This is a genomic window from Pseudomonas sp. SWRI68 (genome assembly GCF_014269165.1).
Lineage (GTDB): Bacteria > Pseudomonadota > Gammaproteobacteria > Pseudomonadales > Pseudomonadaceae > Aquipseudomonas > Aquipseudomonas capeferrum.
Genome location: NZ_JABWRU010000002.1, coordinates 407,724 through 421,228, shown reverse-complemented (window position 1 = coordinate 421,228; position 13,505 = coordinate 407,724). Strand labels below are relative to the sequence as shown.

Genomic DNA, 13,505 nt, shown 5'->3' with positions numbered 1-13,505 from the left:
TAGGGTTTGGACGGGCAACCTCAATCGCCCTCGGCCACCCGCTCGCGAATCCACTGCACGAACGCTCTGATCTTCGGCACCTCGGCCGCATGCTCGGCATGGGCGATGAAGTGCCGGCCGTTGCTCGGCACCGGGTGGTCCCAGGCCACCACCAGCTTGCCTTCGCTCAGCTCTTCGGCCACCAGGTAGCGAGGGATCAGGGCAATGCCGCAACCGGCGATGGCGGCGCGGATGCACAGGTAGAACGTGTCAAAGCGCGGCCCGTGGTAGCTGTTCTGGCTGTGCAGCCCCAGCCCCAGAAACCATTCATGCCAGGCCTCCGGGCGGGACACGCACTGCAGCAGGCGGTGTTCGGTCAGCGCCTCGGCGCTGCTGAACTGGTGGCTGGCCAGTAGCTCCGGGGCGCACACCGGCAGCACTTCTTCGCTGAACAGTTCGATGCAGGTCGCCCCGGGCCAAGTGCCCTGGCCGAAGAAAAAGGCGATGTCGGCCTTGGCCTGCACCAGGTCGAAGGGTTCCAGTTCGTTGCGAATATCCAGGTGGATGCGCGGGTAGCGATCGCCAAAACCCTTGAGCCTGGGCACCAGCCAGCGGGCGCCGAAGGTCGGCTGGGTGGCGATGCGCAGCACTTCGGTCTCGTCGCCATAGCTGAGGATGTAGCGGCTGGAAATGTCGATCTGGGTGAGGATCTTGTTCACCTCGGTCAGGTACAGCGCACCGGCCGGGGTCAGGTGCAGGCGCCGGCGAATGCGCTGGAACAACGAGTGCGACAGCATCTCTTCAAGTTGCGCGACCTGTTTGCTGACCGCGCTCTGGGTCAGGTGCAGCTCTTGCGCCGCGCGGGTGAAGCTGAGGTGGCGGGCAGCCGCTTCGAAGCACTGGAGGGCGGTGGTCGAGGGCATCAGGCGTTTGGACATGACAGGCGCGTACCGAGCAAAAAAAGGATGAAGTTCATTCCAAATCGGAATCATGTGCTTCGAAAAGGTCGTTTGTTGACCCAGACCTATAGATTAATACTGACCTGGATCAACGATTACAACCGGTCGTGCGAAGAGGAGGGAAGTAGCCAGTACCGGCATCTTCAGAACAACAAAAAAACCAACATCAGAAATTGATAAGAATTCTGCTCCAATTTTTAGCCGCCCCCGCGCGGCGACCCATTCGAGGGTTCTCCATGGCTTCGCTAGACAACAAGAAACAGCGTTCCTTGCAGCACGGCCTGACGTCCCGTCAGGTGTCCATGATCTCCATCGCCGGCATCATCGGTGCCGGCCTGTTCATCGGCTCCTCCAACGCGATTGCCACCGCCGGCCCGGCCATTCTCATTTCCTATGCCATGACCGGCCTGCTGGTGCTGCTGGTGATGCGCATGCTGGGCGAAATGGCCATCGCCAACCCCAACAGCGGGTCGTTCTCCACCTACGCCTCCGAGGCCATCGGCCCATGGGCAGGCTTCACCATCGGGTGGTTGTACTGGTGGTTCTGGGTACTGATCATCCCGGTCGAGGCCATCGCTGGCGCAGACATCCTGCATACCTACTTCCCCGGTGTGCCATCGTGGCTGTTCGCCTTCCTGATCATGGTCTTGCTGTCGGGTACCAACCTGATCAGCGTGAAGAACTTCGGTGCCTTCGAGTACTGGTTCGCACTGGTCAAGGTGATTGCCATCATTGCCTTCATCGTTGTCTGCAGCCTGGCCGTATTCGGCTTCTGGCCGCTGGCCGAGGTGTCGGGTGTGAGCCGGCTGTGGGACAACGGCGGCTTCATGCCCAATGGCTTCGGCACCGTGCTGGGCGGCGTGCTGATTACCATCTTCTCGTTCTTCGGCGCCGAAATCGTCACCATTGCCGCTGACGAAACGGCAAACCCGAAAGACAAGATTCGCCGCGCCACCAACCTGGTGGTGTACCGCATCGCCATCTTCTACCTGGCCTCGATCTTCCTGGTGGTGTCGCTGGTGGCCTGGAACGACCCGGCCCTGAAAGCCGTGGGCTCGTTCCAGCGGGTACTGGAAGTACTGAACGTGCCGGGCGCGAAGCTGCTAGTGGACCTGGTGGTGCTGGTAGCGGTGACCAGTTGCATGAACTCCGGCCTCTACACCGCGTCGCGGATGCTCTACTCCCTGGGTGCCCGTGGCCAGGCGTTGAGCATGACCAAGCGTATCTCCGGTGCTGGCGTGCCGACGGTCGCGGTCATCTTCTCGACCTTGGCAGGCTTTGCCGGTTGCCTGGTCAACTATGTGTTCCCCGGCAAGGTGTTCGGGTTCCTGCTGTCCACCACCGGTGCCATCGCCTTGCTGGTGTACCTGGTGATCGCCGTGTCCCAGCTGCGCATGCGGGCACGTGCCGAACGTGAAGGCACACCGCTGGAGCTGAAGATGTGGCTGTTCCCCTGGCTGACCTGGCTGGTGATCGGCACCATTGTCATGGTGTTGGGCTACATGCTGTTCAGCGATGCCTACCGTTACGAGACGCTGATGACGGCGGGGGTGACGCTGTTCATCCTGCTGGTGTCGCTGACCCAGCGGCGCGGCAAGGTGGTTGCGCAGACCGCGTGATCCTTGGGGGCGCTTTGCGCCCCATTCGCGGCACAAGGCCGCTCCCACAGGTACTGTGCTGTCGTGTACAGACTGCTGGGAGCGGCCTTATGCCGCGATGGGCTGCAACGCAGCCCCGGCATTCTCATTGGCGCTGGCAAATCGCGGCGCTACCATCGACGCTTGCATCCCTTCCCATTCCAACAAGCACAGGAAGCGTATGAACGAGCAAACCCTTTCCCTCCAGCAACTCGCCGCGCCAGAAGGCAGCTGCTACGGCTGTGGCTGTGCCCACCCCAGCGGCCTGCACCTGCAAAGCCACTGGGACGCCGATGGCATTCACCTGTTGTGCCGACACTCGCCCGACAGCAGCTTCATCGGCTGGCCCGGCCTGGTCTACGGCGGCTTGCTGGCGATGCTGGTCGACTGCCATTCCAACTGGACCGCCATGGCCTACCACTACCGCAACGAAGGCCGCGAAGCGGGCAGCTTGCCACGCATCGATTGCGTCACCGGCACGCTCAACCTCAGCTACCTGAAACCGACGCCCATGGGGGTCGAGCTGCTGCTCAAGGCGCGCGTAGAAGGCGAAGTAGGGCGCAAGAGCCGGGTCATCTGCGAGGTCTGGGCGGACGATGTGCTGACGGTGACTGCCGACTCGGTATTCGTGCGGGTCGACACCGAAAAGCTCAAGCTCAAGGCCCATGGCCAGGCGTGATCGGCCAGTGCCGATGAGTGGTCGGTGATGGTCAGCGGGCGGGGATGTCACTAGAGTGACAAGCCCATCCCCCAGGCAAGGTTGACCATGACCGATCTGAGCGCATTCCCCATCACCCGCAAATGGCCCGCCCAGCACCCCGAGCGCCTGCAGCTGTATTCGCTGCCCACGCCCAACGGCGTCAAGGTGTCGATCATGCTGGAAGAGATCGGCCTGGCGTACGAGCCGCACAAGGTCAGCTTCGACACCGATGACCAGATGAGCCCTGAGTTCATCTCCCTCAGCGCCAACAACAAGATCCCCGCCATCCTCGACCCGAACGGCCCCGGCGGCCAGCCGCTGGGGCTGTTCGAGTCGGGCGCGATCCTGCAGTACCTGGCCGAGAAAAGTGGCCAGTTGCTCAGCCAGGACCCTGCCGTCCGTTACCAGACCCTGCAGTGGTTGATGTTCCAGATGGGCGGCATCGGCCCGATGTTTGGCCAGGTCGGGTTCTTCCACTTCTTTGCAGGCAAGGAATACGAAGACAAGCGCCCGCGCGACCGCTATGTCAACGAATCGAAGCGCCTGCTGGGCGTGCTGGATCGGCACCTTGAAGGGCGGGAGTGGATGGTCGACACGTACAGCATCGCCGATATCGCCATCTTCCCCTGGGTGCGCAACCTGGTGGAGCGCTACAACGCCCGTGAGCTGGTGGGCTTCGATGCGTTCAAGGAAGTGCAACGGGTGCTGGCCAACTTCCTCGAACGCCCTGCCGTTCAGCGGGGCCTGAAAATCCCGGGCTGAACGCCAGGTACTTAACCTGTGGGGCTTGTTCCCACAGCCTCATCTTGCAGACTAGAAAATCTGATTCAACACCCAGTACAGGCTACCCGCCAGCAGCATCGCCGCTGGCAGGGTCAGCACCCACGCCATCAGCAGGTTGATCAGCGTGCGCTTCTGGATCCCCGAGCCATTGGCGACCATGGTCCCGGCCACACCAGAGCTCAGCACATGGGTGGTCGACACAGGCAGCCCGAACATGTCCGCCGCGCCGATGGTGCACATCGCCACCACCTCGGCCGAGGCGCCCTGGGCGTAGCTCAGGTGGGTCTTGCCAATCTTCTCGCCCACCGTCACCACGATGCGCCGCCAGCCGACCAGGGTGCCCAGCCCCAGGGCGATGGCCACGGCCACCTTGACCCACAACGGGATGTAGCGCGTGGCGTCGTCCAATTGGGTCTTGAACAGTTGCACATGGCTGCGGGTGTCGGCATCAAAGGTTACCAGCTGGTTTTTCTCGATCAGGCGGATGGCTTCGCTGGTCAGGTACATGTCGTTACGCACGTTGGCCATGGCCTCGGCCGGCACGCGCTTGAGCGAGCCATAGCCTTTGACTTCTTCGCCGATCATGCCGGTCAGTGCCGCGAGTGCGGGCACCAGTTGCGGGGTGGGCTTGGGCTCGGTGATGAACAGGGTCAGCACCTGGCGAGGGTCTGCCGGCACCGGTTGCGGATCGCTGCGCACCAGCGCCTGGCGCGTCACCTCGGCAACGGCCGAAAACTGCAAGGACTGCTCGCTGGGCATGGTCTTGTTCAGGGCATACGCCATCGGCAGCGTGCCGACCAGAATCAGCATGATCAGCCCCATGCCTTTCTGGCCATCGTTGGAGCCGTGGGCAAAGGACACCCCGGTGCAGGTCAGGATCAGCACGCCGCGGATCCACCACGGCGGCGGTGTCTGGCCTTCGGGTGCCTGGTACAGCGCCTTGCGCTTGACCAGTGCGCGCAGGGCTAGCAGCAACAGGGCGGCGCAGGCAAAGCCGATCAGCGGCGAAAACAGCAGCGCGTAGCCCACCTTGCTGGCCTGGCCCCAGTCCACTCCGCTGGTGCCGTCGCGCCCGTGCATCAGCGCATTAGCCACCCCTACGCCGATGATCGAGCCGATCAGCGTGTGCGAAGACGAGGCCGGCAGGCCCAGCCACCAGGTGCCCAGGTTCCAGATGATCGCGGCTAGCAGCAAGGCAAAGACCATGGCGAAACCGGCCGAAGAGCCGACTTGCAAAATCAGCTCTACCGGCAGCAAGGCGATGATGCCGAACGCCACCGCACCGCTGGAGAACAGCACGCCGAGGAAGTTGCACAAACCCGACCAGACCACGGCAACCGGTGCCGGCAACGAGTGGGTATAGATGACTGTGGCCACGGCGTTGGCGGTGTCGTGGAAGCCGTTGACGAATTCGAAACCCAGGGCAATCAGCAACGCCAGGCCCAGCAGCAGGAACGGCGTGACGGTGGTGATTACCGTGCCGCTGGCGCTGACGTCCTGTTTCAGGCTCCAGGCGGTATAGGCGAGGCCGGCCAGCAGCAGGCCGAAGAACAGAACCACGGTGGCGCGGCCGGGCTTGTGAGACAGCTGCGGGCGCGCATCGCGTTGGGCCAGGTGCGGCTGGCTGGCCAGGGACGGGGTTGCCATGGGGGCTCCGATTGGCGTCGGGCGAAGGTGCCGAAGGCTGTGAGCATAGAAACAATTCGTTACTGGCCCGTGACCTCGGTCAATGAATTATCTAGGCTCAAGACAGACGGCAATGGCCGGAGAAGCCCATGATCCGCTGCAAACGTGTCTACGAAGCGCTCGCCGAGGAAGACGGCCAGCGTGTGCTGGTCGACCGCCTGTGGCCGCGCAACAAGCGCAAGGATGACCTGCATGGCCAATGGCTGCGCGAGGTGGCGCCCTCGCAGGGTTTGCGCAAGGCATTTCACCAGGGCGAGGTGGATTTTGCCGGTTTCACCCAACGCTACCGGCAGGAGCTGACCGCACACCCCGAGTACTGGTACCCGCTGCTGGGCCTGGCCGCCAGGGGCACGCTGACCTTGCTCTATGCCGCCAAGGACACCGAGCACAACAACGCCCAGGTACTCGCCCAATGGCTGGAAGATGAGTTGGAGCGCCATGGCCCGGGCAGTTCGCCCGTGTGCTATGCCACCTAAAGCGGTGCACAATAACGGCATGAAGCTCATACCCGCCACCGATGCCCACCGCAGTTTCGCCCGCGACCTCACGCGCCGGGCCATGCTGCCGTACTACCGCGAATTCGACCTGCTGTGGATCGAAGAAGCCTTTGACCAGGCCTGGGCCTGGCGCGAGCAGTGGCTGGTGATGGAGGGTGAAGAGGTGCTGGGCTACTGCAGCCTCAGCCAGGACCGCCAGGCATTGTTCATTCGAGAGCTGCACCTGCTGCCTGAGCACCGCGGGCGCGGCATCGGCGGCCGGGTGCTGGAGGCCCTCGCCGGCTGGGCGAAACAGCGGCGTTTGCCACTGCTGCGCTTGATGGTGTTTCGCAGCAACCCGGCTCGGTTGTTGTATCAACGCAGGGGCTTTGCGGAGGTGGGCGAGGATGAATGCTTCGTGCGCATGCAGCGCGTCATCGACTGATAGCGCAGTGATGGCTTGTCGCGGCTGGTGACCATGGGCATAGTGGGGTCTGAAATTTACCGCTGCTTACAGGACGGTGGGCGGCGTTGGATGATGTTCAAGGACAAAGGAGAAACGTGAGATGAATGGATTCGGTCCGCGACTGCGCGAAGAGCGCGAACGGCTGGGCATGACCCAACGGGTGTTTGGTGACATCGGTGGGGTCGAGCCCAATGCCCAAGGTAAGTACGAGAGCGGTGAGCGCACGCCCCGCGCCGATTACCTCGCAGCACTGGCCGCCCAGGGCATGGACGCGCTCTATGTGCTTAGCGGTGTGCGCACCCCGGCACCGCTGGGCAACCTGACCCAGGACGAGGCCGACTTGCTGGGCGCTTTTCGGCAACTGCCGGTCGACGATCAAGCCGCGCTCTGGCACTTGCTTGGGCGTTTGTCAGGTGAGGCTAAAAGCCGTGAAACAGTGAGGCCTTTCACACTTGGCCGTCAGGCGTATCTGACAGAAGTTTTGCGTTAGGCCCGCCATGAAAAATTTTGTTAAGGTGGCGGGATCCAATCGCCCTGCAGACGAGGTGTGTGCTTGATTAGGGTCTTAGTGGTCGATGATCACGATCTGGTACGAACCGGTATTACCCGCATGCTGGCCGACATCGATGGCCTGCAAGTGGTGGGTGAGGGGGATTCGGGGGAGTCGGCGCTCAAGCTGGCGCGGGAACTCAAACCCGACGTCGTCCTGATGGATGTGAAAATGCCCGGCATCGGCGGCCTGGAGGCCACCCGCAAACTGTTGCGCAGCCATCCCGACATCAAAGTGGTCGCGGTCACCGTGTGCGAGGAAGACCCGTTCCCCACGCGCCTGCTGCAAGCCGGTGCTGCCGGTTACCTGACCAAGGGCGCCGGGCTCGACGAAATGGTCCAGGCCATCCGCCTGGCCTTTGCCGGCCAGCGCTACATCAGCCCGCAGATCGCCCAGCAACTGGCACTCAAGTCGTTCCAGCCACAAGGCTCGCCGTTCGATGCGTTGTCAGAGCGCGAAATCCAGATCGCCTTGATGATCGTCGGCTGCCAGAAAGTGCAGATCATCTCCGACAAGTTGTGTCTCTCGCCCAAGACCGTCAATACTTACCGTTATCGGATCTTTGAAAAACTCTCGGTCACCAGCGACGTCGAACTGACCTTGCTGGCCGTTCGCCACGGTATGGTTGACGCAAGCCTGTAAACCTCATGTCCCAAGCTTTTGATGCCAGCGCGTTTCTGGCGACCTGCAGCGGTCGCCCGGGCGTTTATCGTATGTTCGACGCCGAGGCGCGGCTGCTCTATGTGGGCAAGGCCAAAAACCTCAAGAAGCGCCTGGCCAGCTATTTCCGCAAAACCGGCCTGGCGCCCAAGACCGCTGCGCTGGTGGGCCGCATCGCCCAGGTCGAGACCACCATCACCGCCAACGAGACCGAGGCGCTGCTGCTGGAGCAGAACCTGATCAAGGAATGGCGGCCGCCGTACAACATCCTGCTGCGCGACGATAAATCCTACCCCTACGTGTTTATGTCTGACGGCGACTTCCCGCGCCTGGGCATCCACCGCGGTGCGAAAAAGGCCAAGGGCCGATACTTCGGCCCATACCCCAGCGCCGGTGCCATTCGCGAAAGCCTCAGCCTGTTGCAAAAGGCCTTTTCGGTGCGCCAGTGCGAAGACAGCTACTACGCCAACCGCACCCGGCCCTGCCTGCAGTACCAGATCAAGCGCTGCAAGGGGCCGTGCGTCGGCCTGGTCGACAAAGACGAGTACGCCGACGATATTCGCCACTCGGTGATGTTCCTCGAAGGCCGCAGCCAGCAGTTGGGCAACGAGCTTAATGCCGAGATGGAAAAGGCCGCCATGGCCCTCAATTTCGAGAAGGCCGCCGAGCTGCGCGACCAGATCGCCTTGCTGCGCCGCGTGCAGGACCAGCAGTACATCGAGGGCGGTACCGGTGACGTCGATGTGATCGCCGCCTTCGTCAACCCCGGTGGCGCCTGCGTGCACCTGATCAGCGTGCGCGGCGGGCGGGTGCTGGGCAGCAAGAACTTCTTCCCCCAGGTGGGCATCGAGGAGGAGGTGGCCGAGGTCATGGCTGCGTTCCTGTCCCAGTACTACGTGGGCAATGCCGAACGCGAACTGCCCGGTGAGCTCATCGTCAACGTGGTGCACGAAGACTTCGAAGCCATCCGTGAAGCCCTGCAAACCCTGCGCGGCCGCGAGCTGACCATCACCCACCGGGTGCGCGGCACCCGGGCCCGCTGGCAGCAGTTGGCAGTGACCAACGCCGAGCAGGCCCTCAACGCCCGCCTGGCCAACCGCCAGCACATGGCCGCCCGTTTCGAGGCCCTGGCCCAGGTGCTTGGCCTGGACGAAGTACCGCAGCGCCTGGAGTGCTACGACATCAGCCACTCCAGCGGCGAGGCCACCGTGGCCAGCTGCGTGGTGTTCGGCCCGGAAGGCCCGATCAAGTCCGATTACCGCCGTTTCAACATCGAAGGCGTGACCGCCGGCGACGACTATGCGGCCATGCACCAGGCCCTGACCCGCCGCTACGGGCGCATCAAGGACGGCGAGGGCAAGCTGCCCGACGTGTTGCTGGTGGACGGCGGCAAGGGCCAGTTGAACATGGCCCGCGACGTCATGCAGGAGCTGGCCTTCACTGACCTGACCCTGCTGGGCGTTGCCAAGGGCGTGACCCGCAAGGCCGGTTTCGAGACCCTGTACCTCAACGACGTGCACCACGAGTTCACCCTCAAGGGCGACTCACCGGCCCTGCACCTGATCCAGCAGATCCGCGACGAAGCCCACCGTTTCGCCATCACCGGCCACCGCGCCCGGCGCGGCAAAGCCCGTCGCGTGTCCAGCCTGGAAGACGTAGCCGGGGTCGGCCCCAAGCGCCGTCGTGACCTGCTGAAACACTTCGGCGGCCTGCAAGAGCTCAACCGCGCCAGTGTCGATGAAATCGCCAAAGCCCCTGGTATCAGTAAAAAGCTTGCCGAGTCGATTTATGCCAGCCTGCATAGCGAGTAGAATGCCTGGCTCAACCCGCAGCCAGTCGTACCGATGAATATTCCAAACCTGCTCACCGTTCTACGCGTCCTGCTCATCCCGATCTTCATCCTGCTGTTCTATGTGCCCTATCACTGGAGCTACATGGCCGCCAGCAGCGTGTTCGCCGTCGCCGCCGCCACTGACTGGCTGGACGGCTACCTGGCGCGCCGCCTGCAGCAGAGCACACCGTTCGGTGCCTTCCTGGACCCGGTGGCAGACAAGCTGATGGTCGCCGTGGCCCTGGTGTTGCTGGTGCAGGTGCACGCGAACTTCTGGCTGACCTTGCCGGCGGCGGTGATCATCGGCCGCGAGATCGTGGTGTCGGCGCTGCGCGAGTGGATGGCCGAACTGGGGGCGAGGGCGCATGTGGCAGTGTCCAACCTTGGCAAGTGGAAAACTGCGGCGCAAATGCTTGCGCTGGTGATCCTGCTGGCCAACCCGCCGGGTGTGACCTTCTGGGTCATTCTGGGTTACGGGCTGCTGCTGGTGGCAGCGGGCTTGACCCTGTGGTCGATGGCGCATTATCTGCTGGCCGCCTGGCCACACCTGCGCGAAGGCTCGGAGCAGAAATAAAAACTTTTTTGAATCAAGGGGTTGACGCCGTTTTAGATATTGCTAGAATGGCACCCATCACGACGCGGGAATAGCTCAGTTGGTAGAGCACGACCTTGCCAAGGTCGGGGTCGCGAGTTCGAGTCTCGTTTCCCGCTCCAAATTCGATCCTCAGTGCGTCGCTGGGATCACAAAAAAGAGGCCTTATGGCCTCTTTTTTTGTGCCTGGAATTTGGTGTGTGCCGAACTTTGGTATTCGCGCTGTACCTGTAGGTGCTGGCGCGTCGAGGCGCCGAACCGCTGTGATCGGCTGCAAAGTTGCCGTGTCGGTCTCGAATGTGAGGTGCTTCATTCTCGCGAAGCGTCGCTCGCCGCAAGTGAGATGGATATCCGTCCTCGGTGTCACTTGTTCAGCAGTTCCTTGAGCAAAGGGCTGTGGGAATTGATTGTTCTCTCTAGGTGAGTGACTGCCGGCGTTTTTCAAGGTAGTTGTCGCGTCAACCGTCTAACTATGCCGCTCTCTTCTCGACCTGTGGTGCTCGTTGTTGTACCAACGCATGAAGTCCCTCACCCATGCTCGTGCGGTGTCCAGACTGGCAAAACCATTCTGCGGCCATTGCGGGCAGTATTTCAGCGTTCTAAACAGCGACTCCGAGTAGGGATTGTCGTTGCTGACCCGCGGTCGGTCTCGCGAGGGCGTGATCCCCAGTTCGTACATCTTGCTCAGCAGCGTCACCGATTTCATCGGCGCTCCGTTGTCCGAGTGCAGCACCAGCGGTTCGCGTAGACATTGCTCACCGATCACGCTGCGTTGCAGCAGCTCGGCGGCTTTCTCGCCGCTTTCCACGTCGTAGACCTCCCAGCCCACGGCCTTGCGACTGTAGATATCCTCGATCAGATAGAGGCAGCAATACTTGCCGCGTATCGGCGACGGTAGATACGTGATGTCCCATGACCACACCTGATTCGTCCCTTTTGTCGCATGTGTCGTCGGCGCCGCCTGCCGCCTGGGGCGCTGACTGCGACCTCGATGATGCTGTTGACCCGTCATGCGCAAGACGCGATAAAACGTCGCCTCCGACGCCAGATAACGCCCTTGATCGGCCAGGCGCGGCACGATCTGGCTGGGTGGCAAGTGAGCATAATCAGCGCTGTTGCACAGCGTCACAATTGCCTGTCGCTCGACCTCACTCAGCGCATTACACGGCGCTGGTCGCGCGATAGTCGTTCGCCCATCGGCCTGAACGATCTCGGGGCCAGTCCAGCGTTGCAGGGTACGCAGCGACAGGCCAACCTCCCGGCAGGCCTTGATTTTTCTGGCTCCCGCCGCGACGGCTTCGCTCAGCCAGTCAATGAACAACTGCCGTTGCGGCAAAGAAGTCAGTTGCCCCCCAGTAGTCGTTGAGCTTTTTTCGCAGCACCAACTACGCGGCTGTTTCAGCGAGCGCCTTGTCTTTGCGGCGCAGTTCGCGCTTAAGTTCATGGATACGTTTCTTGTCTTTGTGCGACTGCTCCCGATCTTCTTTTTGCTGAGCCTTCTCCGACTTCTGGCCGGCGATGAAGGCTTGCCGCCAAGCCGTGATTTGCTCGGGGTAAAGGCCTTTACGACGGCAATACTCGCCCAGGTCGATCTCGGACAAGCCGGCCGCTTCGAGAACGACGGCAAATTTGGTTTCGGCTGGCTAGCTCTCGGCCGATGACTTGTTTTCGGACACTGCACTTCCTTCAGAACTGAGCTGCTTGCGCCAGTTGGACAAAGACATTTCGCTGACCCCTTGCGCCGGGAAACCTCGGCCATCGACAGGTTCAGCGGGGGAAGCAGCATCTTGAGTAATGCGGCTCTGCGTTCAGGTGAATAGTACGGCACGATCCGTCTCTTTCCGCCCCCGATGTGTTTTGTTAGGAAAAATCGGAGAGGCGACAACTATCCTGACACCGGGGGCTTGCAAAGCTCAGCCTGCTGATCATCGCTTGTCGCCGCTGTTCTTGGGGCTTGCTGTAGAGCTTTATCTTGGAGTCGAGGCTGTGAACGGATACGCCCAGGCGCTGGGCAAAATCGATAGCAGGTTTTCCTCTATCGGCACTTACTTGACCGATAAACTCTTGAATTCTTTGGGGTAGCGGTGAGGGCTCATGTTACCTCCTATTTGGGCCTCATTATTAGGCATGGAGGTATGTAGGAATACGTGAACCCTTATTCGATCATGCGGATCCCTCAAATTACCTATGCTCCGATCCGGAATCGTAAGCGGTTTATCAGTCGTCCTTAGCTCGCCTTTCTTGATGTGTCTAGTGGAATTGGGTGAGTAAATATAACTCAAAATTCCCTTTGGGTTTTGCGCGTCAATTCCAGTGTTTTTGGAAATTGTAAACTGCCGCGCAGCCACTTTATTGATTTGCTCTGTCGATTGTAGGATTCGTTCAATGTCGCTGAGGCATTCAGCAATCAAAAGGGAGCGATGAATATGTCAGATCAATCAGATAAATTTGAACATGTAAAAACAAGCGATCTGCTAAAGGAAAATCCATTTGCTGGGCGTGACTTTTTTTGGGAGCAGCACCGTTTTGAGCGTGATGGATATCTTAAGATAAATCACTTGATAGACAGTGAGGTCAATCAAGAAATCACCAGCGATGTTAAGTATCTCCTCTCGAACTTCGCAAAGCGGAGAGATTTTCTTATTGAATCAACCGGGAATACCCCTCGATATTTGAGTAATGTCCCCCAAGAGACCATAGAGCAGGAGGGTAGATATATTCCGAGGGCGTATAGGTCTAATTATTTGGCGGGTTTGATCAGTGGTATAGTTAAGGAGGATGTGATTCCGACTCCCTGGAAATGGGATAACTATATCATCAATAGCCAGCATAAGGTCGGTGATACTCACGGTTGGCACTGGGGCGACTACCCGTACACTATTATTTGGGTGGTAGAAGCGCCCGATATCGAGTGCGGAGGACTATTGGAATGTGTGCCTCACACTCGCTGGGATAAAAGTAATCCAAGAGTGGAAAATCTCTTGCTCGAAAATAAAATAGACTCGTATTTTCATTCATCAGGAGATGTCTATCTACTGAAAGCTGATACGACATTGCATCGAGTGAAGCCCCTTACTAAAAATGTACGAAGGATTATTCTGAATACGACATGGGAGCGTGCACGAGATAAGGATCGTCACGTGGAACATGAAACATTCGTCTTTCGAGATTGATGGGTGAGTGAGC

At 60.5% G+C, this 13,505-nt stretch carries 12 protein-coding genes, 1 tRNA gene and 2 pseudogenes; 11 read left to right on the top strand and 4 right to left on the bottom strand.

Annotated features, from left to right (window positions below):
- Positions 1–20: 20 nt before the first annotated feature.
- Positions 21–917, bottom strand: a complete 897-nt coding sequence (gene gcvA / locus HU770_RS05535; protein ID WP_186663230.1) for a transcriptional regulator GcvA — start codon at positions 915–917, stop codon at positions 21–23.
- Positions 918–1,174: 257 nt separating this feature from the next.
- Here gcvA and HU770_RS05530 point away from each other — a divergent pair, with 257 nt between their 5' ends.
- From HU770_RS05530 to HU770_RS05520, 3 genes are all read left to right on the top strand, one after another.
- Positions 1,175–2,557 (top strand): amino acid permease, encoded by a 1,383-nt coding sequence (locus HU770_RS05530; protein ID WP_186663228.1) that lies wholly within the window; start codon positions 1,175–1,177, stop codon positions 2,555–2,557.
- Positions 2,558–2,756: 199 nt separating this feature from the next.
- Positions 2,757–3,254, top strand: a complete 498-nt coding sequence (locus tag HU770_RS05525; RefSeq protein WP_186657428.1) for a PaaI family thioesterase — start codon at positions 2,757–2,759, stop codon at positions 3,252–3,254.
- 87 nt (positions 3,255–3,341) lie between these two features.
- Positions 3,342–4,037, top strand: a complete 696-nt coding sequence (locus HU770_RS05520; RefSeq protein ID WP_186657431.1) for a glutathione S-transferase N-terminal domain-containing protein — start codon at positions 3,342–3,344, stop codon at positions 4,035–4,037.
- 51 nt (positions 4,038–4,088) lie between these two features.
- On the opposite strand, the gene HU770_RS05515 is transcribed toward HU770_RS05520, so the two are convergent.
- Positions 4,089–5,705, bottom strand: coding sequence for an inorganic phosphate transporter (locus HU770_RS05515; RefSeq protein ID WP_186657434.1), 1,617 nt, complete (start codon positions 5,703–5,705; stop codon positions 4,089–4,091).
- Positions 5,706–5,833: 128 nt separating this feature from the next.
- Here HU770_RS05515 and HU770_RS05510 point away from each other — a divergent pair, with 128 nt between their 5' ends.
- The 7 genes from HU770_RS05510 (at position 5,834) to HU770_RS05480 (ending at position 10,441) form a co-directional block, all read left to right on the top strand.
- Positions 5,834–6,220: a DUF488 family protein gene (locus tag HU770_RS05510; protein WP_186657438.1), complete on the top strand. Its 387-nt coding sequence runs from the start codon at positions 5,834–5,836 to the stop codon at positions 6,218–6,220.
- Between the two features lie 19 nt (positions 6,221–6,239).
- Entirely contained in the window at positions 6,240–6,665 is a 426-nt protein-coding gene (locus HU770_RS05505; protein ID WP_186657441.1) for a GNAT family N-acetyltransferase, read from the top strand.
- A 121-nt stretch (positions 6,666–6,786) separates the two neighbouring features.
- A complete protein-coding gene (locus tag HU770_RS05500; RefSeq protein WP_186657444.1) occupies positions 6,787–7,176 on the top strand; it encodes a helix-turn-helix domain-containing protein in 390 nt (129 codons plus the stop codon).
- A gap of 63 nt (positions 7,177–7,239) precedes the next feature.
- Entirely contained in the window at positions 7,240–7,878 is a 639-nt protein-coding gene (gene uvrY / locus HU770_RS05495; RefSeq protein ID WP_027916239.1) for a UvrY/SirA/GacA family response regulator transcription factor, read from the top strand.
- 5 nt (positions 7,879–7,883) lie between these two features.
- Positions 7,884–9,707 carry an excinuclease ABC subunit UvrC gene (uvrC, locus tag HU770_RS05490; RefSeq protein ID WP_047581216.1) on the top strand — a complete coding sequence of 608 codons (1,824 nt, stop codon included), beginning with the start codon at positions 7,884–7,886 and terminating at the stop codon, positions 9,705–9,707.
- A gap of 33 nt (positions 9,708–9,740) precedes the next feature.
- The gene (pgsA, locus tag HU770_RS05485) at positions 9,741–10,301 is read left to right on the top strand and encodes a CDP-diacylglycerol--glycerol-3-phosphate 3-phosphatidyltransferase (RefSeq protein ID WP_033699146.1); all 561 of its coding nucleotides are present in this window, start codon (positions 9,741–9,743) and stop codon (positions 10,299–10,301) included.
- A 64-nt stretch (positions 10,302–10,365) separates the two neighbouring features.
- Positions 10,366–10,441, top strand: a tRNA-Gly gene (locus HU770_RS05480).
- Positions 10,442–10,815: 374 nt separating this feature from the next.
- Here HU770_RS05480 and HU770_RS05475 read toward each other — a convergent pair.
- Together HU770_RS05475 and HU770_RS27015 are read right to left on the bottom strand one after the other, a co-directional pair.
- Positions 10,816–12,147, bottom strand: a pseudogene (locus HU770_RS05475) (IS3 family transposase); the annotation flags it as partial.
- 75 nt (positions 12,148–12,222) lie between these two features.
- A pseudogene (locus tag HU770_RS27015) lies at positions 12,223–12,364 on the bottom strand (IS3 family transposase); the annotation flags it as partial.
- A 381-nt stretch (positions 12,365–12,745) separates the two neighbouring features.
- Here HU770_RS27015 and HU770_RS05470 point away from each other — a divergent pair.
- Positions 12,746–13,492, top strand: coding sequence for an ArpA protein (locus HU770_RS05470; protein WP_186657446.1), 747 nt, complete (start codon positions 12,746–12,748; stop codon positions 13,490–13,492).
- The last annotated feature ends 13 nt before the right edge of the window (positions 13,493–13,505 follow it).